At 58.0% G+C, this 22217-nt stretch carries 18 protein-coding genes; 10 read left to right on the forward strand and 8 right to left on the reverse strand.

Annotated elements, in window-relative coordinates; translation table 11 throughout:
• Positions 1-27 precede the first annotated feature (27 nt).
• Complete coding sequence (locus ABJT94_RS08690; protein WP_348475711.1) at positions 28-765, forward strand: AzlC family ABC transporter permease; 738 nt, start codon at positions 28-30, stop codon at positions 763-765.
• A complete protein-coding gene (locus tag ABJT94_RS08695) occupies positions 762-1070 on the forward strand; it encodes an AzlD domain-containing protein (RefSeq protein WP_348475710.1) in 309 nt (102 codons plus the stop codon). The genes ABJT94_RS08690 and ABJT94_RS08695 overlap by 4 nt, the downstream gene beginning before the upstream one ends.
• 12 nt (positions 1071-1082) lie before the next feature.
• Here the strand turns inward: ABJT94_RS08695 and ABJT94_RS08700 are convergent, their stop codons facing one another.
• A complete protein-coding gene (locus ABJT94_RS08700; protein ID WP_348475709.1) occupies positions 1083-2006 on the reverse strand; it encodes a dienelactone hydrolase family protein in 924 nt (307 codons plus the stop codon).
• Between the two features lie 640 nt (positions 2007-2646).
• Here ABJT94_RS08700 and ABJT94_RS08705 point away from each other — a divergent pair.
• Entirely contained in the window at positions 2647-4335 is a 1689-nt protein-coding gene (locus ABJT94_RS08705; protein WP_348475708.1) for a methyl-accepting chemotaxis protein, read from the forward strand.
• A gap of 59 nt (positions 4336-4394) precedes the next feature.
• Here ABJT94_RS08705 and ABJT94_RS08710 read toward each other — a convergent pair whose 3' ends face one another.
• From ABJT94_RS08710 to gatC, 5 genes are all read right to left on the reverse strand, one after another.
• The gene (locus ABJT94_RS08710; protein WP_348475707.1) at positions 4395-5426 is read right to left on the reverse strand and encodes a serine hydrolase; all 1032 of its coding nucleotides are present in this window, start codon (positions 5424-5426) and stop codon (positions 4395-4397) included.
• A gap of 79 nt (positions 5427-5505) precedes the next feature.
• Entirely contained in the window at positions 5506-7509 is a 2004-nt protein-coding gene (locus ABJT94_RS08715; protein WP_348475706.1) for a methyl-accepting chemotaxis protein, read from the reverse strand.
• Positions 7510-7762: 253 nt separating this feature from the next.
• The gene (gene gatB, locus ABJT94_RS08720; RefSeq protein WP_348475705.1) at positions 7763-9196 is read right to left on the reverse strand and encodes an Asp-tRNA(Asn)/Glu-tRNA(Gln) amidotransferase subunit GatB; all 1434 of its coding nucleotides are present in this window, start codon (positions 9194-9196) and stop codon (positions 7763-7765) included.
• A 95-nt stretch (positions 9197-9291) separates the two neighbouring features.
• Positions 9292-10740 carry an Asp-tRNA(Asn)/Glu-tRNA(Gln) amidotransferase subunit GatA gene (gene gatA, locus ABJT94_RS08725; protein WP_348475704.1) on the reverse strand — a complete coding sequence of 483 codons (1449 nt, stop codon included), beginning with the start codon at positions 10738-10740 and terminating at the stop codon, positions 9292-9294.
• A 12-nt stretch (positions 10741-10752) separates the two neighbouring features.
• Complete coding sequence (gene gatC / locus ABJT94_RS08730) at positions 10753-11040, reverse strand: Asp-tRNA(Asn)/Glu-tRNA(Gln) amidotransferase subunit GatC (protein ID WP_348475703.1); 288 nt, start codon at positions 11038-11040, stop codon at positions 10753-10755.
• Positions 11041-11467: 427 nt separating this feature from the next.
• On the opposite strand from gatC, the gene ABJT94_RS08735 reads away from it, so the two are divergent.
• The 7 genes from ABJT94_RS08735 (at position 11468) to ABJT94_RS08765 (ending at position 21009) form a co-directional block, all read left to right on the forward strand.
• Complete coding sequence (locus ABJT94_RS08735; protein ID WP_127554947.1) at positions 11468-12502, forward strand: rod shape-determining protein; 1035 nt, start codon at positions 11468-11470, stop codon at positions 12500-12502.
• Between the two features lie 90 nt (positions 12503-12592).
• A complete protein-coding gene (mreC, locus tag ABJT94_RS08740) occupies positions 12593-13411 on the forward strand; it encodes a rod shape-determining protein MreC (RefSeq protein ID WP_348485160.1) in 819 nt (272 codons plus the stop codon).
• On the forward strand, positions 13408-13896 hold the full coding sequence (mreD, locus tag ABJT94_RS08745) for a rod shape-determining protein MreD (RefSeq protein ID WP_127554949.1): 489 nt from the start codon (positions 13408-13410) through the stop codon (positions 13894-13896). The genes mreC and mreD overlap by 4 nt, the downstream gene beginning before the upstream one ends.
• 86 nt (positions 13897-13982) lie before the next feature.
• Positions 13983-14585, forward strand: a complete 603-nt coding sequence (locus tag ABJT94_RS08750; RefSeq protein ID WP_348475702.1) for a Maf family protein — start codon at positions 13983-13985, stop codon at positions 14583-14585.
• 96 nt (positions 14586-14681) lie between these two features.
• A complete protein-coding gene (gene rng, locus ABJT94_RS08755; RefSeq protein WP_348475701.1) occupies positions 14682-16142 on the forward strand; it encodes a ribonuclease G in 1461 nt (486 codons plus the stop codon).
• Between the two features lie 79 nt (positions 16143-16221).
• Positions 16222-20166: an AsmA-like C-terminal region-containing protein gene (locus tag ABJT94_RS08760; protein WP_348475700.1), complete on the forward strand. Its 3945-nt coding sequence runs from the start codon at positions 16222-16224 to the stop codon at positions 20164-20166.
• A 39-nt stretch (positions 20167-20205) separates the two neighbouring features.
• Positions 20206-21009, forward strand: a complete 804-nt coding sequence (locus ABJT94_RS08765) for a carbon-nitrogen hydrolase family protein (protein ID WP_348475699.1) — start codon at positions 20206-20208, stop codon at positions 21007-21009.
• 9 nt (positions 21010-21018) lie between these two features.
• Here the strand turns inward: ABJT94_RS08765 and ABJT94_RS08770 are convergent, their stop codons facing one another.
• The gene (locus ABJT94_RS08770; RefSeq protein WP_348475698.1) at positions 21019-21807 is read right to left on the reverse strand and encodes an NRDE family protein; all 789 of its coding nucleotides are present in this window, start codon (positions 21805-21807) and stop codon (positions 21019-21021) included.
• Positions 21807-22190 (reverse strand): VOC family protein, encoded by a 384-nt coding sequence (locus ABJT94_RS08775; protein WP_348475697.1) that lies wholly within the window; start codon positions 22188-22190, stop codon positions 21807-21809. The genes ABJT94_RS08770 and ABJT94_RS08775 overlap by 1 nt, the downstream gene beginning before the upstream one ends.
• Positions 22191-22217: the final 27 nt, after the last annotated feature.

The raw sequence follows: 22217 nt of genomic DNA on the forward strand, positions 1-22217 counted from the left end.
AATTAATCCCTACCGTTCGGAGTTGTCATGTCCACCGCCGTCTCAGTCATGCCCAGTCTCACGCTAGCGGGTATCGGGCAAGGCTTCTGGCGCCTATTGCCGTTGTCGATGTTTGTTATGGTGTTTGGCTTGGCATATGGCCTTGCCGCCGTTCAAACCGGCCTGACGCCCCTGCAAACGGTGTTTATGAGCTTTGCCGTCTTTGCCGGAACAGCCCAGTTTGCGGCACTGGAGCTCTGGGGAGGGCAGATCCCCGTTATTCCGTTACTGGTGACCACCTTTGCCATCAACGCCCGGCATTTGCTGATGGGAGCCAGTCTGTACCCCTGGTTGAAACAGGTCCCGGCAACCCAGCGATTCGGCTCAATGCTGGTCTTGTCCGATGCTAACTGGGCGATGACACTGAACGATTGCCAGCGAGGCAAACCCAACCTTGGCCTTCTGGTCGGCGGAGGGATGGCGATTTGGGTTACCTGGATGGGCGGTACGCTGCTGGGCATGACCTTTGGCAATCTGATCGCCAACCCGGCCCGGTTTGGGCTGGATATGGTCATGGGCTGTTTCATGCTGTCGATGGTGTTTGGCGGTCGCAAAAGTCTGCGTATGGTGCTGGCCTGGTGCGTAGCGGCGCTGACGGCCTGGCTCGCTTACCGGTATTTGCCTGAAAACACCCATGTTGTCGTGGGCGCCATAGGGGGTGGTCTGGTGGGGTTGTTCTGGCTGGAGCAACCTGCGGAACTCAAGGCCGGGAGGGCAGAAGCATGATGGCAACCGACGGTCTGAACGGACTCCTGGTCATTTGTCTGATGGGCGCGGTGACGTTGCTGACCCGTTTCGGCGGGGTGTTGGTGATGTCGGTGGTTCCGATCAATCCGCGGGTTGAAAGTTTCATTAACGCCATGTCGGGTTCGGTGCTGATCGCCATTCTGGTACCGGTGGCCGTGGAGGGAGATATGGCGGCGAGAATGGCATTACTGGCGACGGCGGCCGTGATGCTGGCATTGCGTCGGCCCATGCCGGCCATAGCGGCCGGCATAGCAGTAGCCGCCGGGTGGCGCTACCTGATGTGACGCTGTTTTCATTCAACCGAGGTGCGTGTTGAAAAACGCCAAAGTCCGCTCCCAGGCCAGCTCGGCGGCTGCTTCGTCATAACGGGCGGTCGAATCGTTGTGAAAACCGTGGTTGGTGTCCGGGTATATGTGAGCGGTATAGTCGACACCGTTGGCTTTCAGGGTGGCTTCATAATCCGGCCAGGTTGCGTTGACCCGGTTGTCCAGTTCGGCAAATTGCAGCATCAGCGGGGCCTTTACCTGGTCTCGGATATCTGCTTTGGCCGGGGTACCGTAAAACGGGACGCCGGCGTTTAACTGCTCTGGCATGCTTGCAGCCAGCATGTTCACGACATAGCCGCCATAGCAAAAGCCCACCGCACCCAGCTTACCGGTCGACGCTTCATGATTCTTCAAAAACTCAGCGGCGGCCATGAAGTCGGCTTCCATCTTGGCTGAGTCAAGTGACCCTTGCATGCTTCGGCCTTCGTCATCGTTGCCCGGGTAGCCACCGAGCGGGTAGAGGGCATCCGGTGCGAAGGCGATGAAGCCCGCTTTGGCCAGACGCCGGGCCACATCTTCAATGTAGGGGTTAAGCCCGCGGTTTTCGTGAATGACAAGCACGACCGGTGCCTGGCCTTCGAGGTTGGTGGGCACCACCAGATACCCCTGGCCCTCGCCATGACCCCGGGGCGAAGGGAACCTGGTATAGGTGGCCTTGATGTCCGGGTCATTGAATGACACCTGCTCGGCTTCGGCGTAATTGGGCATCAGTGCGGCCGTCAGCGTGCCCATCGCAATGCCGGTGGCCGAAAGCGACATCAGCCGGTTCATGAAGGTGCGACGGTCGATCAGACCGTGGGCGTACTCGTCGTACCAGTCGAAGGCTTGCTGTGGAATGGATTGAGGGGGTTGGGCTGGGGTCGTCGCTAGTGCAGGGGCTGGTGTCTGTGTCATGAGAGCTCCTCCCGGGAGTCGGCAAATCGATTGGTGGGTGTTTCGATTTCTGTCGGACAAACTGCCATTGAACCACCGTAAACAGGCTCGATTGTTTTACGACACCGACACACCAACAGATGATAGACGCCCCTCATGACCCGGCGATATTCCAACGTGTAAGAAGTTGGTATGGACCGCTAGCCTGCCCACCCAATGCTCAACAGCAGCGTCTTCTAGCTATAAGTCTTTGTTCGCTCTGGCGTAAATGGCGCTCTCACCGTTAGCAGTTCTAGCCTTGGTGAGTGGATGCGAACACCTTGTTCAAAAAAATAGTGAAACCGGTAGTGGTCGGCCCTTCAGCAAGATGCGTATAGGTTGTCTCACTCTGTGTCGAACTTTGGCGAATAACAAAGGTCGTCAAATGATTGACAATACCTTTCAGCGGTTTCTGTTGAATAGTGACGGTTTTGCCACACTGCTGGTTAAAACGTCATCAATAGACGGTCGTAATGGGTCACTGAAAAGAGAATGGGGCGGTCGGAGCGGAGTTCGGAGACTCACAGGTAAAGTTGCTATTTTTGGAGCCAGATCACGCATATGGTCCGGGTTGAAAAAAGTGCGTCGCTGGCGCAGTGCAGTAAACAATGAGGTGGTAGAAATGGGATTGATTAAGCTGTTCTCCCAGATGTCGGTACGAAGGCGTTTGGTCATTGGGTTCGGCCTGGTATTGGCGGTCATGCTCGCAATTACCGTGATCGGTGTGCGTAATGTGCAAACCATTGATCAGGGGCTAACGGCCATCACCGATCAAAACTCGGTGAAACAACGCTACGCTATTAATTTTAGGGGCAGTGTGCACGACCGTGCCATCGCCATTCGCGATGTGGTTCTGGCGCCTGACACGGCCGCTTTGAATGAAGAAATTGCGATTATCGAGCGGCTTGAACGCTTTTATCAGGAGAGTGCTGGCCCGCTGAACCGGTTATTGAACAATGGTGGTGATGTGTCCGCCAGTGAGCGTCAACTGCTCAGCCGCATTCAAGCCGTTGAACAACGCACAGAACCGCTGATTTCAGAGGTTATTGACCTGCGGCAAGCCGGCCAGCGCGAGGCAGCCGAACAACTCATGCTGACTGAAGCCAAGCCCGCCTTCATCGACTGGCTGGCATCAATTAACGCCTTCATTGACTATCAGGAAGCGCAAAGCCAGGCCATTACTGATGACATCCGTGAAGGTGCGGCAGGGTTCACAGCCTTTATGCTGTTGCTGACCGGGCTCGCCATTTTGTTCGGCATTGTGCTGGCGATCCTGATTGAACGCAGCCTGAAAGTCTCGTTGGGCGGTGAACCGCGCGAAGTGGCCGATATTTTGTCGAAGGTTCAGGAAGGCGATCTGAGCCAGAAGATCCGTACCTCACCGGAAGGCAGCGTGCTCTATTCAGTGCAACTGATGCAGAATCGGCTGGGTGAAGTGGTGACCAATATCGTGAACGCCTCACAGCAACTGGGCAAAGAAGCGGTTGTGTTGTCCCGGGAGTCCAGCGATGCACTGACGATGGCAGAGCAGCAGGGCGAGTCGACGAACGATGCTGCCAATCGCCTGGAAACCATGCGCCAAAGTGTGCTGCATACCGCTGAATTGCTCGAAGATACGGAAGAAAACTCGTCGAAGACGGTTGAGCAATCTGAATCCGGTCGTCGGTTGATTGCCGAGACGGCGATAGAAATTCGTAAGGTATCGGATGTGGTGCACGCGGCGGTTGATCAAATTCGTCAGCTGGAAGCCCGTACCGGCGAGATTGCCAACATAGCCGGTGTGATCAACGGTATTTCCGAGCAAACCAATTTGCTGGCGCTTAACGCGGCTATCGAGGCTGCTCGCGCTGGCGAATCCGGCCGTGGGTTCGCCGTGGTGGCCGATGAAGTGCGCACTCTGGCGCAGCGCACCGGCGATGCCACTGGCCAGATCGAATCGATGCTGGGACAGATTCGCAAGGAGACGCAGGCATCGGTGAATGCCATGGAATCAACCTTGCCGCAAATCGAGCATGGTTTGTCATTGAGTGAATCGTCCAATGAAGTGCTGACAACCATCGATAATCAGGCGAATGATTCGCTGAAAAAAGTTCGGCAGATCGTCGAAGTCATTCGCGTGCAGGTTGGCGACATCAACGAACTGGTCGCGTCGATGGAAGGCGTTACTGAGAGTTCTGGCAAATCGATCACCGCCCTGAAGGCGAATCAGAATGCGGTTAACACTCTGAACGGGCTCGCGGCTGACCTGGAAGGGGAGGTCGAGGTTTTTCAGGTGCCGGTGGACAACCGGTCAGTTAAAAAAGTGCGATAAGGTTCATGAGTAAAAAAGGCGGCTGTCCGTTAGGGCAGCCGCCTTTTTTGTGTTGTCACTCAGGAATCACGGACCGCAGGCACAACCTGCTGACTGACCAGGCGATGCAACTGGTCGCGATAACCACTGCGGCCTGAAGGTTCGTTTTCCTCAGAGGTGATGGCGATGGTCAGCTCCAGCTCGGGCAAAACGTAGATCATCTGACCACCGTACCCCCAGCCATAGTAGCCATCGACGCCGGAAAAGGTTTGTATAAACCAGCCATAGCCGTACCCGCCGCGATGAAATCGGGACCGGGTACGTCGTTCCCAGCTTTCGTCAATCCACTCTTGCGACAGCAGTTGCTCTCCGTCTTCCGTCTGGCCATTCCGGCGAAAGAGTTCACCCAGTGCCAGCAGCGATTCCGGTGTCATACCCACCTGGTTGCCACCCATGGGAATGCCCTGGGGGTCTTTCAGCCAACTATCGACGCGGATACCGGCCGGTGCCAGCCAACGGTTGGCCAGGCTGTGCGTGGACTCTCCGGCTTCACGCATCAGAATCGCCGATAGCAGGTGGGTACTGCCGGTTGAATATTGCATGTCGCCGCCAGGTTCTTCCTCGAACGGGCGTGACAGAGCATTTTTCACCCAGTTATCGCTGACCACCCAGGCGCCGTAATTCCGCCCAGAGGTGCGTTCCAGTCCAGCCTGCATCGACAATAAATGGCCAATGGTAATGTCGTTTAACCGCGGGTCGGGGTTCTCTGGAAGCTGGTCTTGCAGCAGGGGCGCGATGGGTTGATCAACGCCGTCTAGAATGCCCTTGTCGATGGCTATGCCGACCAACGTAGCGACCAGTGTCTTTGACGCTGACTTGATGTTGGTGGAGGCAGACAGGCTAGCCCCATTGTAAGCCTCGGCCCAGATGATCTCGCCCTGATGGGCGATATGGATGGTTTTCAGGGTAGCTAACGATCCGGTTGCCGATTGCAGACCGGATCTGAGTGCAGCGCTGTCGACCGCAAAAGCCGGTGCGGATGCCAGCAGTGTGATGGTCAGGGTTGTCAGAGTGCGAGCCGGAACAGGTACTCCGAACGACAGTAATTGCATGCAGCCTTCCTGTAAAACGTGATTCTTTGATACGCACACCACGCCGGCTTTGGTTCAGTTGCACCGGCGTATGCGTTGATCAGGTTAACTGGAATCGGCCCACCAGTGCGGTTTGGTTTCGGGCCAGTTCGCGCAGTTGCTGGCTGTTGCTGGCCGCCTGGCGGGCCGTTTCAGCCAGGGATTCCGCCATATCGGAAATATGTACCACGTTTTCGGTGACTTCACGGGCCACGGCACTTTGCTCTTCCGACGCCGTCGCGATGGAATGGCTCATGTCGTTAATGTCTGCCAGGCGTTTGACCATGGCCGCCAGTGAGTCGCCGGTCTGTTGAGACTGGCTGGCCGAGGCCTGCGCCAGTGACTGATTGCTCGACATAATGGCGACGGCCTGTTCGGATTGCTGCTGTAACCGGTCAATCATCACACGAATGTCGTTTGCCGACTGTTGTGACCGGGTCGCCAGCGTGCGGACCTCGTCGGCCACCACGGCGAAGCCCCGGCCCTGCTCGCCGGCCCGGGCGGCTTCAATCGCGGCATTCAGCGCCAGCAGGTTGGTTTGCTCGGCGATGGCCTGAATGACATCGAGTATGGTGGCCACCTGCTGGCTTTCATCCCGCAGGGTCTCAATCACCGTTTTGGCGTGCGCCTGGGAGTCGTTCAATTGCCGCGCCGAGTCAATGTTTTGCGTCATGCTGGCCATGTTCTGCTCGGCCGACTCCGTCACTTCAGACACTTCGGTGCGTGTGCGCTCCGCATTGGCGGCCACTTCCTGAATGGCGCTTTCCATTTCGGTGATGGCCGTGGCCACTGACTGGGTCTGCTCCTGCTGTTGCTCGACACTGGCACGCGTGGTTGCGCTGACTTCCGACGTACTGGCCGACAATTCAGCCACCTGCTCGGAAGACGTCCGGATGTCGCGAATGACATCGCTGAGCCGGTCGGCCAGGGTATTCACGTTGCGGGCAATCTGTCCTATTTCGTCACTGGAGGTGTGTTTGATGCGTTCGCCCAGATGGCCCTGTGCCAACTGGTCCAGCACGGCCAGGGTTTCGGCCATGGGCTTGCGAATTGAGCGGACGATGGAAAACCCGATGAGCACCGATATGACCAGCGCCATCACCAGCAAGCCCAGGGTGATGGCAATAGCCCGGGTGGCCATGGCATTGCCTTCCTGGGTGGCCCGCGCCGACACACTGCGCGTTGTGCCGACCAGGCTGTCCAGTGCGGTGAGGTTGGAATCCATGGTGTCGTTCAGTTCAAGCAGAACCAGGGTGCTTTGCTCGTTCAGTTCAACATAGCGCTTGTGGCTTTGAAACAACCCCGATTCGCCGGCAATGGCGGAGCGTAACAGATCGATATAGTCATTGGTGTCGGCGGCATAGCGGGCAAAATTCGATTCGATCGATTCCGCCTTGGCGTTCAGCTGTTCCAGAGTTGTGGTTAACTGGGACTCGATTTCGCCCATGCGTTCGGAAGAATTGATCGCCAGCGCCCGCTGCAGGTAGGCCTGAGCGCCCTCAGCCTGGGAAACGATGTAATCGATTTCCCATTGCAGACCCGAATCCCCCTGAGCAGTGGCCCGGGAACCAATGGCGTTCAGATCCCCGGTAAAGAATATCCATTCATCGTCAAATTGCTGGGCTTGCTCCAGAGCGTTCAGGCGGGCCTGCACCCGCTGATTCTGCAGCGCCAAATGGTTAGCGCCGGTTGCGAAGAGCGAGTCAGCCAGGGGTTGGCTGGCAGCCAGTTGATCACGAATGTCCGGATAGGCTTCGAGCCGTTGCATTAGGCTCTGAAACAGGCTGTCGTAACCGTTGCGCGCGCTACTGAACTGGCTTTCAAGCAGGGTTCTGCGCTCTGCATCGTCGGCATTGGCGTGCAGGATAACCGCCCGGTTCGCCTCCTGAAGGGTGTTACGCAGCCGGTTGGTATCGTCCAGCAAGGGGCCCAACTGACCTGACGTCAGCTCCAGTTGTCCGGCCAGACGGTTTTCAACGACCAGCGAGTAGAGCGTAATCATCGAAAACAAGATCAGCAGAGTGGTAAAACCGGCAATAACCCGGGCAATCAGGGACAGCTTCATAGTGTTGATCCAAAACCTGATAGGGCCGGCCGTGACCGGGCACCGTTGAACGTGTGAGAACTGTGATTATGCCGTTATTTGATCGATCGGTCAGTTATTGTTCTGTGACAATTTTGTTGACCTGGTATGGAAGGTATCGGCCAGGCCGCGCGAGGGTTTAGGGGTGATGGACATTGTGAGGATCGAATGTAGAGAGTGTTGATCACAAAATACGCCGGATCAATCCCCAATGGGGTGATCCGGCGCTGACCGGTCAGCCTTGCAGCTTGTTTTTCAGAATATCATTCACCTGGGCCGGATTGGCCTGGCCTTTGGAGGCTTTCATCACCTGGCCGACAAAAAAGCCAAACAGTTTGTCCTTGCCACTGCGGTAATCGGCCACCTGGGCGGGGTTGTTGGCGATCACCTCGTCGATCATCGCCTCGATGGCGCCAGAATCGCTGACCTGTTTCAGGCCCTGTGCCTCGATGATTTCGTCGGCCGACCCTTCACCCCGGAACATGGCTTCGAACACGGTTTTGGCGATCTTGTTGGAGACGGTGTTGTCCTGAATGCGTTGTATCAGCAAGCCGAGGTTCGCCGCTGAGACCGGGCTGTCGGCGATGTCCTGTTCATGGCGGTTCAACTGGCCGGCCAGCTCACCCATGCACCAGTTGGCGGCCAGCTTGGCGTCTTTGGTGACGTCGACCACGGCCTCGAAATAATCGGCCATGGCGCGGCTGGCGGCCAGTACCGTGGCATCGTAGTCGGAAAGGCCGTAATCGGCCTTGAACCGCTGAATTTTGGCATCCGGCAGTTCCGGCAGGTGGTCTTTTACGTCCTGAATGTAAGCGTCGTCAATCTCGACCGGCAGCAGGTCGGGTTCGGGGAAATAGCGATAATCGTTGGCGAACTCTTTCGAGCGCATGCTGCGGGTTTCGTTCTTGTCGGCATCGTACAGCCGGGTTTCCTGGGTAACCGTGCCGCCGTCTTCGATGACATCGATGTGGCGCTGAACCTCAACGTTGATCGCTTTTTCAACAAACTTGAAGGAGTTAATGTTCTTGATTTCGGTCCGGGTGCCGAATTCTGTCTGGCCTTTGGGCCGAACCGAGACGTTGGCGTCACAGCGCAGGCTGCCTTCGGCCATGTTGCCGTCGGAAATGCCGATGTAGGTGACGATGCTGTGAATCTTCTTCAGGTAGGCCACTGCCTCCTTGGCCGAACGCATGTCCGGTTCGGAGACGATCTCCAGCAATGGCGTGCCGGCCCGGTTCAGGTCGATGCCGGTCATGCCTTCGAAATCTTCATGCAGGGATTTACCGGCATCTTCTTCCAGGTGCGCCCGGGTCACGCCGATGGTGCGGGTGCTGCCGTCGTCGAGCACGATGTCGACTTCGCCCAGCCCGACGATGGGGTCATCCATCTGGGTGATCTGATAGCCTTTGGGCAGATCGGGGTAAAAATAGTTCTTGCGGTCGAACACCGAGCGCTTGCCAATGTGCGCATCGATTGCCAGGCCAAAGGCGACGGCCTTGCGCAGGGCGTTTTCGTTGAACACCGGCAGGGCGCCGGGCATGGCCAGATCGACCAGACTCGCCTGGGTGTTGGGCTCAGCGCCGTACTGGGTACTGGAGCCGGAGAATATCTTGGATCGGGTTGAAAGCTGAACGTGTATTTCCAGCCCGATTACGGTTTCCCATTCCATCTTTGGGTCCTCTGCTGGCAGCGGGCGCTGGGGCCTGCTGCTCACGTGCGATTAACGGATGCGTGCGTGTCGTTCAATTGGCTCAAAAACCAGTCTCAGAGTGCCGGTGCTTGCTGATGCCAGTCGGTTACCTGCTGGTACTGGTGGCCGATGTTCAGCAAATGACTCTCCTCGAAATAATTACCGATTAGCTGCAGGCCCACCGGTAGCCCACCAACCTGGCCACAGGGCAGGGCCAGGGCGGGCAGGCCAGCCAGGTTGGTCGACAGCGTATAAATATCTTCCAGGTACATGGCCACCGGGTCGTTGCTTTTCTCTCCCAGCGTCCAGGCCGGTGAGGGCGTGGTGGGGGCGAGAATGACATCGACGTCCTTAAAACCCGTCTGGAAATCGTCGCGTATCAGGCGGCGCAGTTGCTGGGCTTTCTTGTAGTAGGCATCGTAGTAGCCGGCCGACAATGCGTAGGTACCGACCAGAATCCGGCGCTGAACTTCCGCGCCAAAGCCTTCGGCGCGGCTGCGCTTATACAGATCTTCGAGATCCACCGGGTCTTTGCAGCGGTAACCGTAGCGGACGCCGTCGTAGCGTGACAGGTTGGTCGAGGCTTCAGCTGGGGCAATGATGTAATAGGCCGGAATCGACAGCTCGGTGCGAGGCAGTGAGATTTCCTTGACCGTTGCACCGAGTTTTTCCAACTCGCTGACCGCGGCCATCACGGCGGCCCGGATGCCGTCGTTCAGACCATCACCGAAATACTCTTTCGGTAAACCGATACGCAGGCCCGCCAGGGGTTCGTTCAGGCGCGCCTGATAATCGTCTACGGGCCGGTTCATGCTGGTAGAGTCTTTCGGGTCAAAGCCGGCAATGGCGTTCAGCATCAGCGCCGCATCTTCGGCCGTTTGCGTCATCGGGCCGCCGCAATCGAGCGATGAGCCGTAGGCGATCATGCCCCAGCGCGAAACCCTGCCATAGGTCGGCTTCAGGCCGGTAATGCCGGTGAATGCAGCTGGCTGGCGTATGGAGCCGCCGGTATCGGTACCGGTGGCCGCCGCCGCCAGACGCGCTGCCACAGCCGTTGCCGAGCCGCCCGAGGAGCCTCCGGGCACGGTGTCCCGGTTCCAGGGGTTGCGGGTCGGGCCGTAGTGGCTGGATTCGGTGGAAGACCCCATCGCAAATTCATCGAGGTTGGTTTTACCAAGCATGACCGCACCAGCATCGGCGAGGCGAGCGGTTACCGTCGACTCATAGGGCGCGATAAAGTTGTCGAGCATGCGTGAACCACAGCTGGTGCGCACGCCCTGGGTGCAAAAAATGTCTTTGTGAGCGATCGGCAGCCCCGTCAGCGAACTGGCATTGCCGGCGGCGCGGTGCTCATCGGCCGTGGCCGCCTGAGCCAGGGCTATGTCGTCGGTGACGCTAATATAGGCGTTGAGGTCGGCATTGTGCTGCCGGATGCGCTCCAGGTAGGCCTGTGTCAGCTCCACGCTGCTGAAATCGCCCCGGGCCAGACCGGCGGCGAGCTGGGTCAGTGTTTTATCTAACATGTCGGGTCTGGCTCACTCTATGACTTTGGGGACAAGGTACAGGCCATCGGCCGCGCTCGGCGCAATTGCCTGGTAGGCATCGCGCTGATTGTGCTCGGTGACGTCGTCGGGGCGCAGCCGCGCGGTGGCATCCAAGGGGTTCGACAGCGGCTCGACACCCTCGGTATCGATCTTTTGCAACTGGTCGGCAAGATCGAGAATGCTCGACAGACTGGCCACGGTGGCGGCCATAGCGTCCTCCGTGACTTGCAAGCGAGCCAGTTGGGCAACATTTTCCACCTGGGAGCGGTCTAGGCTCATGGTTGTGGATCTCCTGGGGCTAAATTAGGGGCCAAACCACGCTGGTCAATGCGGTTGAAGCAGGCTTTACACATGGCTTCTTGCGGCATTGGGTGGGTGGATGACAAATCTGGTGCATTATCACGGGCCGAGCCTGGCGCTTGCCTTCCCAACCTGAATTGATGACGGACGTGATTCAAACCTGTGAATCTGCACCGGTGTTCAATTCACATTAGGATGTATTAACGCTTTAACTCTACCCAATAAATCATTGATGAGGCATAAGTTATCATATTTACAGCTTGCCCAAAATCCCTGCCATTGATACATTGCCGGGCTGTGTCATGGCTTTAATAGTGTGGATTTATTGGGTTGTCATCAGGAAATCCTGTAGCCGGTTTCCCATACCCTCTTGTACCGCACCCATCAGAATTGGAATCATCAAAAAATGTTTAAAAAGATTCGGGGACTTTTTTCAAGCGACTTGTCGATTGACCTGGGTACGGCAAATACGCTGATTTATGTGCGCGATCGCGACATCGTCTTGAATGAACCGTCGGTTGTGGCTGTGCGCCTGACCGGGAACCAGAAAACCGTTGCCGCCGTGGGCGAAGAAGCCAAACGCATGCTCGGCCGCACACCGGGCAGCATTCAGGCGATCCGGCCACTGAAAGACGGCGTGATTGCCGACTTTCACGTCACTGAAAAAATGCTGCAGCATTTTATTGCCAAAGTACACGAAAACAGCTGGTTTGCGCCGAGCCCCCGAGTGTTGATTTGTGTGCCGTGCAAATCCACTCAGGTAGAACGAAAAGCCATTCGCGAGTCGGCCTTTGGTGCCGGTGCCCGTGAAGTGTTTCTGGTTGAAGAACCCATGGCGGCGGCGATTGGTGCTGGCCTGCCGGTCGAGGAAGCCCGTGGCTCTATGGTGGTGGACATCGGCGGTGGCACCACGGAAATTGCCGTTATTTCCTTGAACGGTGTGGTCTATGCCGAATCCGTCCGCGTCGGTGGCGATCGTTTCGATGAAGCCATCGTGGCCTATATTCGTCGCAACTACGGTTCGCTGATCGGTGAAGCGACGGCCGAACGCATTAAAATTGAAATTGGCTGTGCCTACCCGGGAACCGAGATTCGCGAGATCGATGTGCGAGGCCGTAACCTGGCCGAAGGCATTCCGCGCAGCTTTACCCTGAATTCCAATGAAGTGCTTGAGGCCTTGCAGGAAAGTCTCTCGGCGATCGTTCAGGCCGTGAAAAGCGCGCTGGAGCAAACACCGCCCGAACTGGCTTCCGACATCGCCGAGCGCGGCCTTGTGCTGACCGGTGGTGGAGCCCTGTTGCGGGATATCGACAAGCTGTTGAGCGAAGAAACCGGCTTGCCGGTGCTGGTGGCTGACGATCCGCTGACCTGTGTGGCCCGCGGTGGCGGCCGTGCACTGGAAATGATGGATGAACGTGTGTTCGACTTTTTCAGTGAATAATGGTCGCCAGCAGCCAGTGCCGGTCTGAAGCCGGCCTGACTGCATTGTTCTTGCGACCCGCATTTCATAGGAGAGTCTGTCATCAAAGCGCTGTTTTCTGCCGGCCCACAGCACGGTTATCGTCTATTGGTAGCTGTGGTGGTCTCTGTCGCGCTGATGGCTCTGGATGCCCGCTACACCCAGGTCGATTATTTGCGACAGACCCTGTCTTATCTGGTATCTCCCGTACAATCCCTGATCAGCCTGCCCACCGATATGGTGGAGTGGTCGAGTCGCACCTTCGCCGAGCGCGATGAGCTGATCGAAGATAACCGTTCGCTGAACAATCAGGTGCTCGTGCTCCGGCAGCAGGCGCAAAGGCTGGCCGTGCTTGAAGCAGAAAACGAACGCTTGCGTCGTTTGCTGGATGCCACGCCCCGTTTCGAGGCCGACTATCTGACCGCCGAAATGCTCAGTGTCGACCCGGATCCTTTCACTCATCAGGTTATTATCAATCGCGGCGCCCAGGATGGTGCCTATGTTGGCCAGGCCGTCCTCGACGCCACCGGGTTGTTTGGCCAGGTGATTCAGGTCAACTCACTCACTTCCCGGGTTTTGATGGTGGCGGACGCCAACCACGCGGTTCCGGTGCAAATTAACCGCAACGGCATGCGCAGCATTGTGGTGGGTACCGGTGATCTGAACGTGCTGGAAATGGAGTTTGTACCCAGCACGGCCGATGTAAAGATAGGCGACCTGCTGATCACCTCCGGTCTGGCCGGGCGATTCCCGGAAGGCTATCCGGTCGCTGAAGTTCAGGCCATTGAATACGATACCGGCGAACCCTTTGCGACCATTCGGGCCAAACCGCTGGCTGAACTGTCACGCAGTCGAAATTTACTGCTTATCTTCAAGCGGGAGCCGGAATGAAAACCAAACCCGCCAAGGGCTTGTGGGTTATCGCCCTCAGTTTCTTTATTGCGTATTTGCTGGCCGCGGTGCCGCTGCCACAGATGATTGCGCTGGCCAGACCCGACTGGGTTGGTCTGTTTCTTATTTTCTGGGTCCTGGTGTTGCCCGACCGGGTTGGCATTACCGTTGGTTTTTGCGTGGGCTTATTGCAAGACGTGGTGCTGGGAACCTATCTTGGGGTGTTTGCCCTGTCATACAGCGGGCTTGTGTATCTGGTGTTGCTGTTGCATCAGCGGCTGCGCATGTACCCGATCTTGCAGCAGGCACTGGTCGTGTTTCTGATCATTGCGGTCAGTCAGTTGCTGGTGCAATGGTGTCGTGACTTTCTGGGGTCGGGCATCACCGGCGAGATGCATTTGCTGCCGTCGCTGGTCAGTGCCTTGTTGTGGCCCTGGGTATACGTCATTTTGCGGGCGTTGCAATTGCGGTTCCGGGTTCAGTAGGCGTTGATGCTTACGTTGTGTGCCGTCGCTGCACTCTTTGACCGGCCCGCCGATTATTGACCTCGTTTTTATTGGAAGGAGTCTTCATGTCCCTGTACCTGGCTTCACAGTCTCCCCGCCGGCGTGAATTACTGAGCGGCCTGGGGGTTGAGTTTTCCATTTTGCCCATCGACATTGATGAGCGCATGCAGTCGCTGGAAAGTGCAGCCGATTACGTCAGCCGTCTGGCCCGCGAAAAGGCGGCCGCCGGCTTGGCGGTGGTTGCAGGCCGGGGCGAGTCCGGTGCACTGGTGCTGGGTTCCGATACGGCCGTTGTGGTCGACCGGGACATTCTCGGCAAACCCCGCGACCGGGACGACTTTCTCGATATGATGGAACGGCTGTCCGGTCGGGCGCACGATGTGATGACCGCCGTCGCGCTGGCCAGCCACGATCGGGTGGAGGTTGAGGTGGTGACCTCCCGGGTTGTCTTCGCGGAGCTGATGCCGGAACAGGCCCGTGCCTACTGGGATACGCAGGAACCCTGTGATAAAGCCGGAGGTTATGCGGTACAGGGGTTGGCCTCGGTGTTTATCAAACGGATTGAAGGCAGCTATTCTGCTATTGTAGGTCTACCACTGCGCGAAACGGCCCAGTTACTGACCCGGCGTGGTGTTACGGTCTGGGATGGAGCCCTGGTGTCAATCTAATTGGGTGATGGTTACAGTAGAGCGGCCAGACAGTGTGAGCCTGGGGTATTAGCAGTGCGCCAGCGCTTGAATCGACAGGTACGAACAGGCTCAGTTATGAATTCAGAAATATTGGTAAACGTAACTCCGATGGAGACCCGGGTTGCTGTTGTTGAAAACGGCGCCGTCCAGGAGATATTCATCGAGCGGGAGCAAACGCGCGGCATCGTCGGCAACATTTACCGGGGCAAGGTGGTTCGGGTCTTGCCTGGCATGCAGGCGGCCTTTGTTGATATTGGTCTGGAGCGGGCTGCGTTTATTCATGCCTCGGATTTTGATCAGCCCAAACGGGAAGGCGAAACGCAAAAGTCCATCCAGGCTCTGGTGCGTGAGGGCGAGTCGATCACGGTGCAGGTCATCAAAGACCCCATCGGCACCAAAGGCGCTCGACTGACGACCCATTTATCGATCCCCTCGCGCTACCTGGTATACATGCCGGACTCCAACCACATTGGCGTTTCCCAGCGCATTGACGGAGAAGAGGAGCGTGAACGCCTGCGTGCTCTGGTGGTTAAGGTTAAGGCCGATGAAGGCATCGAAAAGGGGGGCTACATCCTCCGTACGGCTGCGGAAGGCATCGGCGAGGCTGAAATCCAGTCGGATCTGAACTATTTGAAGCGCGTGTTCCGGGTGCTGGGCGAGCGCATTGTAGAGACCCCGGGGCCGGCCACCATTTACGAAGACCTGCCGCTGTATCTGCGCGTAGCCCGGGATCTGGTGCGTGCCGACGTCGAAAAAATTCGCATTGATTCGAAAGAGACTTACACCAAGGTGATCGACTTCGTGCGCAAGTACACGCCCGAAGTGGAGCCGGTGTTTGAGTATTACCCGGGTGAACGGCCGATTTTCGATTTGTTTGCGGTTGAAGATGAGATTCGCCGGGCGCTGGGGCGCAAGGTCGAACTGAAGTCGGGCGGTTACCTGATCATTGACCAGACCGAAGCGATGACCACGGTTGACGTCAACACGGGCGCCTTTGTCGGTCATCGCAATCTGGAAGAGACGATCTTCAAGACCAACCTGGAAGCCGTGACCACCATTGTGCGCCAGCTGCGCCTGCGTAACCTGGGCGGTATTATCATTATCGATTTTATCGACATGGACGACCCCGAGCATCAGCGCCAGGTGTTGCGCATGCTGGAGAAGTACCTGGAAAAAGACCATGCGAAAAGCAAGCTGACCGGCGTTTCCGATCTCGGGCTGGTGGAGATGACGCGCAAACGAACCCGCGAAAGCCTGGAGCACATGATGACGGAGACCTGCACGGTTTGTAACGGTCGCGGTCGTGTTAAAACGCCCCAGACCGTATGTTATGAAGTGTTTCGCGAAATACTGCGCGAAGAACGTGCCTACAACAACGACCAGTATCTGGTGCTGGCTTCGCAGGAAGTCGTCGACCGGCTGCTGGATGAAGAATCCTCTAATCTGGCCGACCTTGAAGAGTTTATCGGCAAACCGATTCGGTTTCAGGTTGAACCCATGTACAGCCAGGAACAGTTTGATGTCATTTTGCAGTAGGCAGACGCGCGGTCTGATTCCATTCACAGGCATTGCCAGCACCGGCGGCACCGCTGCCTTTACGCTGAAACTCTGACACATGGCCCGTTACCGCATTCTAAAAGCCCTGGGCACGGTGTTGCTCAAGATTGGCGCGTTCTGGATACTGCTGGTGGCCGCCTATCTCGCGCTCGGCCGACAGTTCTTCCCTCACGTCGAACGCTATAACGCCGAACTGGCGTTGTTGCTCAGCGACCGTCTCAATGCCTCGGTTTCTATTGGCAGTCTCACCGGAGAATGGCGCCAGTTTAACCCCATCCTGATTGCCGAAGATGTGCAAATCAGCTCGACTCTCAGTGTCGACCGAATGCTGCTGGAACCGGCGCTGCTGCAGTCGCTGATAACGCTGTCGCCGGTATTTAAGCGGTTTGAACTTACCGGATTTGAAGCCAACCTGGAGCAAACTGATGAGGGCTGGAGTTTTGCCGGCGTAAACGCCGGCTCCAGCGCAGCCAACGCACCGGATATGTCGCTGGAGCGGGTCATCGCTCTGATCCGCCAGCAACGTGATGTGCGCTTTACCGACATGGCATTGCACATTGAGCCGTTGCTGTTGCCGGGGATGACGGTTGCTATGGAATCGGCGCAACTGACCGGGTCGGGTGATGACAACTGGATGCGGGCTGAAGCCAGCGTCAATTACGATGGCCTTTCCGTGCCCATTGAATTGCAACTGGAAAGCAGTCGGCGTGACGATCAATACGAAGTGGACCTGTATGCCCGGCACGGGGCTTTTGATATGGCACCCTGGCTGCAAGAGTGGCTGCCGGATGTGCGTCAGGCCGCTGTAGCGGGCGAGTATTGGGTGAGCCTGACCCGCGATCAGTGGCAGTCTATCCAGGCCCGCCTGCAGAGCCCGGCGACCCGTCTCAGCGGCAGCCGAAGTGCAATGGCGCTTCGTAATCTGGATATGGAGCTGTTTGCCGAGCGAAGCAGCGGAGGGGCGGATGTCTGGTTACACCATTTTTCCCATGAACTGGAGCGATCCGCCGCTGCTGAACCCGAGGTTCAGGGTGAGTTTGTGGCCCGGGCCAGCCTGCGCCAGTTGCAGTGGCAGATACAGTGGGATCAATTGCCCCTCGCGCCAATCAGCGCCTTTTTGGCCGTCAATGATGGCAGTGGTTACTGGGAGCAGGCCTTTCCACAAGCCAGTATTGACCAGGGCAAGCTGTCTTACCGCATCGGACAGCACGATTCATTGCGAGTGACGGCCAGTGTCAGCGATGTGCGGATGCAACCTTACTCGGGCATCCCGGGCTTGAGTGGTGTCAGTGGTCAGCTGCGGGCAGAAGGTTCAAGGGCGCGGTTGAATTTCGACAACACCGGCGTCGATTTCCGGTTGCCGGCCATCTATGACCAGCCGTTCTTGTTCGAGCGCATTGAGGGCGCTCTGGATGTGCGCTGGTCGGCCAGTGCCGGTGTGCAACTGGAAGGGCAGCATCGGGCGACCATTGCTCCCGATGCAACGCAACAGGCCCAGGGTGAGTCGGCACAGCCGCTAACCGGTCACTGGCGGGTGGATCTGGTCAATGGTGGCGACCTGGCTTCCGGTCAGCGCGAAATCGGGTTTCGGCTTGCGGTGGCGACAGACGCAACCAATGCCAGCTGGGCCAAGCGGCTGACGCCGGATAATCGTTTGCCCGATCCGATCAAACCCTGGATTGTCGAAAACATACAGTCGGGCCGGTTTTCGGATTTGGATTTCTCCTTTGTCTCTGGCTTTCGCAAAGGTCAGATGACCGACAGTGGGCTCGCCCTGGTGACCGATTTCGATGATGCCGTGGTGCGCTTCAATGACGCCTGGCCGGCGATTGCCGGTGGCTCAGGTCAAGTCCGGTTATCACTCGATGATCTGCGTGTTGAAGCGCAACGCGGCAATCTGGCCGGGATAACGCTCAATAGCGGTCAATTGCGGTTGCCATTTGCCGAGCGGCAACTGCTAATCGACCTCGATGTAAGTTCAGGCGCGGGCGACGCCCTGGCGTTATTCAAGCAGGACGGGCCGCTTGAGTTTCTGGCGGCCGATGTTGTCAGTGACTGGACGATGACCGGTGACACCCAAGCAGATCTGGAGCTCAGAGTGCCGTTGAGCGACGAGCCACTTGACATTGCGCTGACCAGTCAGCTCAGCAATGGCACGCTTGAATTGACCGAACTGGGTCTGAATCTATCGGCGCTCAGTGGTGATATCGGCTACAACAGCCGGCGAGGGCTCTACTCGAACCGCCTGGACGGTGAACTTTTCGGCGCCCGGCATCAGGCACAACTGACGTCCGACCTGACCGGAGCGAATGCCCGGGTCAGTCTCGCGGTTTCTGGTGAAACGCCGCTGGATGCCTGGGGCCGATGGCTCGAAGACCCCTGGCTGGCAGACCAGCCGTATCGCATTGCCACCGATGCACAGCTGGACTTTTTGCCTGGCCAGACCCGTATTGCCCTGGCGTCGGATCTCATCAACCTGCCGTTGTCGCTTCCGGCGGCTCTGGGTAAAACAGCAGAAGCGAGCCGACCGCTCGCGCTGGACCTGGTGTTTACCGATGGCGAGGGGCTGGGCATCTCCGGTCATTACAACGAGGTGGTGCAATGGGCTTTCGATTTCTCACCTGATAATCAGCTTGAGGCTGGAACCGTGGCCCTGAACACGCCGCTGGAGCGGCGGATTCAACGCGGGATTTATGTCGATGCACTTCTGCCCGAGGCGGACATCGATCAATGGCGCGATGCCTTGCAAGCCGTGAGTGACGTCTACCGGGAAGCCGGGTCCCCCCTGGTTGAACTCGGGGCCGAAGCGAGTACACAACCGATTCGCGAAGTGAATTTGCGCGGTGCACTGTGGCGCGGACAGGGTTTGAACTGGACTCAACCCCGCATTCAGATACTCAGCAGTGATGAAGGCTGGCTGGCAACTCTGGAAGCCAGGGAGCTCAGCGGGCGTGTGTTGATCCCCTTTAACGGCGATCCGCATTTCGCCGATTTTGATTTTGTGAACATCAACCGGACGCCACAAGCTGCCGACGCTGCAACAGCGGCGGCTGATGAGGCACCCGCGCCAGACCCGATGGCTATGCTGCGGCCGGATGAGCTGCCGGATGCGAATTTACAGATCGCCCGGCTGTCGATCGACGGTCGCGATATGGGCAGTTGGCGGGCAGAGATTCGTCGCGATGGTGACAGCGCCGTTCTGCGCAATCTAAGAGTCGAAATGCCCGAGGCTCGGCTGGATGGCGAACTGACCTGGCGCTACCTCAATAGCGAACACCGCACGGCGTTTAAGGGGCAGGTCAGGGTCGGGAACATCCTCAGCGTATTGCAAAGCTGGGATTACGCCCCGGTGCTCGAAAGCCGCTCCGGACAGTTTGATCTGGATTTTGAGTGGCCGGGCACGCCCGCCTATTTCGACTATGAACGCTTGCGCGGTCGAATCGAACTGCGCCTGACCAATGGCTCGATTCTGGAGCTGGATGAATACGAAGGCGTGAAACTGGTGGGTCTGCTCAACTTCACCCGGGTGCTGCGCCGTCTTGCCCTGGACTTTTCCGATTTGATTCGCGACGGCATCAGCTACGATGTGATCGAAGGCGAATTGTTGTTTGACCGGGGCTTTGCCCGGGTAGGCGACCGGTTGCTGATCGACGGACCTTCGACCAAGTTCCGTTTCAGTGGCGATGCCGATCTGGTGCGGGATGTGCTCGATGTTGATATGGTGATGACAGTCCCGCTGTCGAGCACCTTCCCGCTGGTCGCCCTGTTGGCCGGGGTGACGCCTCAGGCTGCGGCCGCTATTTATGTGACCGAACGGGTGTTTAACAACGAACTGGAACGCCTGAGTTCGGCCCGCATGCACGTGACCGGCTCGCTTGAGGCACCCGAACTGCGCTTTTATCGTGTGTTCGATAACAACAGCGGCAGTTCTTTGAACCCCAGCGTAGGCGACCGTTTGGGCAATGTGGTGCCCACGAACCCGGGCAGCCCCGGGTCACCCTGAAGGCCGAGTGTGGGCGTGGACCCAACAGGAGAGCGACGCATGAAATGGTATCTGGCCCAGATGATCAGTTCACGGTATCTGCAGGAAAACCTCGATTCGGTTGACCGGCATTTGGCGGCTGCCGCCGAGACCGGTGCCGATGCGGTGCAACTGCCTGAAATGTTTGCGGTGTTCGGCGGCGGTGTCGCCACGGAACTGGCTGCCAGCGAGCGTGAGTTCACCGGACCGGTTGGACAGCACCTGCGCGACGCTGCCTGCCGCTACAAACTCTGGATTGTGGCCGGAACATTGCCGGTCTACGCCCCGAACGAGGCGAAACCCCGGGCACGAATGCATGTGATCGATGACCAGGGCGAGGTGCGGGCCCATTACGATAAAATCCACCTCTTTGATGCCGCCGTGAGTGACGCCCAGGGCCGCTATCGTGAATCCGACCACTACCAGCCCGGAGGTGAAGTCGTCACTCTGGAGACCCCCTGGGGCCACTGGGGGCTGAGTGTGTGTTACGACTTGCGTTTCCCCGAGCTATACCGGCTGCAACGCAACCGGGGTGTAGATACGTTTGTGGTGCCTTCGGCCTTCACCTGGTCCACCGGGCAGGCTCACTGGGAAGTGCTGTGCCGTGCCCGGGCCATCGAAAATGCGTGTTATCTGGTCGCCGCCAATCAGGGTGGAAAACACGATGAAAAACGCCATACGTGGGGCCACAGCCTGATGGTTGACCCCTGGGGTGAGGTTGACAGCGTCGGGGAAGGCGAGCAAGGGGTTACCCAGACGACTGACCTTGGGCGGGTTGAGTCCGTGCGGCTGAAGATGCCGACGCAGGAACATCGCAGACTTTAGCGCCGTTCTCTATACCTGCCAGGAAAACAACCGGGGCTCAGCGATGGCGCTTTCCGGACTCAGTTGTGCTTCGCTGACCTGTATTTGGCCGTTGCGATGCAGAGCGATCCAGGTGCGACACCGGCTGGCATAGTGATCCGAGGTGATGGTCTGGGCAGACAGGATGCGTTCCCAGCCTCTGGGCACACCGGTATCCGGCAATTGTTCATCGGGTTGGGGGTGCGGGTCTGCCAGTATGGGCAAGTTGGCCAGCTCTGCCGGTTGCCAGGGCATCATCTCAAGTCGGTCATGGTGTGCAGCCATCTGTGTACGGGCCAGCTCGACCTTGGGCCAGGGCGTGTTCAGGGCATCGTTGCTGAGCCCGTGAATGCCGGGCGCCAGCCATTGACCATTCGGGTGGTCGGAACTGAACCAGAACAGGCCGGTTGCATCAAACAACACCAGGTTGAAGCCGGCGTATTGATCGATGTCGGGGAGCAGTGACTGGTGAAAGGTGCTGATGTCGTGCGATTGTCGCAAAAACGCCAGCGGCAGTTCGCCCCGGCTGCGCTGGCCTGTCTTACCCAGATACCCCGGGCGAATGTTGGTCAGCATGGCGATTCGGCCTTTGGCGTCTACCGCCAGCCAGGTGCCTCCGGCTTTAAGGTCCCGACCGGCCAGCACGGGTGCATCGTGCGGCACGGACGGCTCCCACCAGTGCATGGCTTCGGCTGGCCGGTCCAGAAATTCATCGCGGTTGGCGGTCAGTAGCAGGGGCCAGTCGTGCCCGGGTCGGTAATTGACTACGCAAAGACACATTATTCGTTCATCGCCATGCTGTGCAGCGCCACCCGGTTGCCTTCGCTGTCACGAATGACGGCTCGGAAACCAAAGGGCGCCAGCGAATGGATGGGTTGTTCAATGGTACCGCCCCGGGGTTCAACCTGCGCCATTGCCAGCTTCAATCGCCCATGGCAGTTAAGGTAGGGCAGTGGGCCCAGCCCGCCGGGCGCTGACGATTGCAGTATGAGCGCTATGGCAACCTCACCCCGGCTGTGCCGGAAAACCGCCATATCGGTCTGGGGACGCTGGTCGTCGAGCGTCCAGTCGAGCACTGGCTGATAAAAGGCGATGGCCCGGTCGAGATCCACAACGGGAATGTCCAGCCAGATGAGAGGATTTGAGCGAATCAGTGGGGGCATGAGGGGTGAACCAGATCAGTTTCGGAT

This window comes from Saccharospirillum sp. (assembly GCF_039982735.1).
Classification (GTDB): Bacteria; Pseudomonadota; Gammaproteobacteria; order Pseudomonadales; family Natronospirillaceae; genus Saccharospirillum.

Excerpts from the sequence above, each read along its gene's own strand:
- ABJT94_RS08690 (WP_348475711.1), top strand. The coding sequence starts at position 28 with ATGTCCACCGCCGTCTCAGTCATGCCCAGTCTCACGCTAGCGGGTATC.
- ABJT94_RS08695 (WP_348475710.1), top strand. The coding sequence starts at position 762 with ATGATGGCAACCGACGGTCTGAACGGACTCCTGGTCATTTGTCTGATG.
- ABJT94_RS08700 (WP_348475709.1), bottom strand. The coding sequence starts at position 2,006 with ATGACACAGACACCAGCCCCTGCACTAGCGACGACCCCAGCCCAACCC.
- ABJT94_RS08705 (WP_348475708.1), top strand. The coding sequence starts at position 2,647 with ATGGGATTGATTAAGCTGTTCTCCCAGATGTCGGTACGAAGGCGTTTG.
- ABJT94_RS08710 (WP_348475707.1), bottom strand. The coding sequence starts at position 5,426 with ATGCAATTACTGTCGTTCGGAGTACCTGTTCCGGCTCGCACTCTGACA.
- ABJT94_RS08715 (WP_348475706.1), bottom strand. The coding sequence starts at position 7,509 with ATGAAGCTGTCCCTGATTGCCCGGGTTATTGCCGGTTTTACCACTCTG.
- gatB (WP_348475705.1), bottom strand. The coding sequence starts at position 9,196 with ATGGAATGGGAAACCGTAATCGGGCTGGAAATACACGTTCAGCTTTCA.
- gatA (WP_348475704.1), bottom strand. The coding sequence starts at position 10,740 with ATGTTAGATAAAACACTGACCCAGCTCGCCGCCGGTCTGGCCCGGGGC.
- gatC (WP_348475703.1), bottom strand. The coding sequence starts at position 11,040 with ATGAGCCTAGACCGCTCCCAGGTGGAAAATGTTGCCCAACTGGCTCGC.
- ABJT94_RS08735 (WP_127554947.1), top strand. The coding sequence starts at position 11,468 with ATGTTTAAAAAGATTCGGGGACTTTTTTCAAGCGACTTGTCGATTGAC.
- mreD (WP_127554949.1), top strand. The coding sequence starts at position 13,408 with ATGAAAACCAAACCCGCCAAGGGCTTGTGGGTTATCGCCCTCAGTTTC.
- ABJT94_RS08750 (WP_348475702.1), top strand. The coding sequence starts at position 13,983 with ATGTCCCTGTACCTGGCTTCACAGTCTCCCCGCCGGCGTGAATTACTG.
- rng (WP_348475701.1), top strand. The coding sequence starts at position 14,682 with ATGAATTCAGAAATATTGGTAAACGTAACTCCGATGGAGACCCGGGTT.
- ABJT94_RS08760 (WP_348475700.1), top strand. The coding sequence starts at position 16,222 with ATGGCCCGTTACCGCATTCTAAAAGCCCTGGGCACGGTGTTGCTCAAG.
- ABJT94_RS08765 (WP_348475699.1), top strand. The coding sequence starts at position 20,206 with ATGAAATGGTATCTGGCCCAGATGATCAGTTCACGGTATCTGCAGGAA.
- ABJT94_RS08770 (WP_348475698.1), bottom strand. The coding sequence starts at position 21,807 with ATGTGTCTTTGCGTAGTCAATTACCGACCCGGGCACGACTGGCCCCTG.
- ABJT94_RS08775 (WP_348475697.1), bottom strand. The coding sequence starts at position 22,190 with ATGCCCCCACTGATTCGCTCAAATCCTCTCATCTGGCTGGACATTCCC.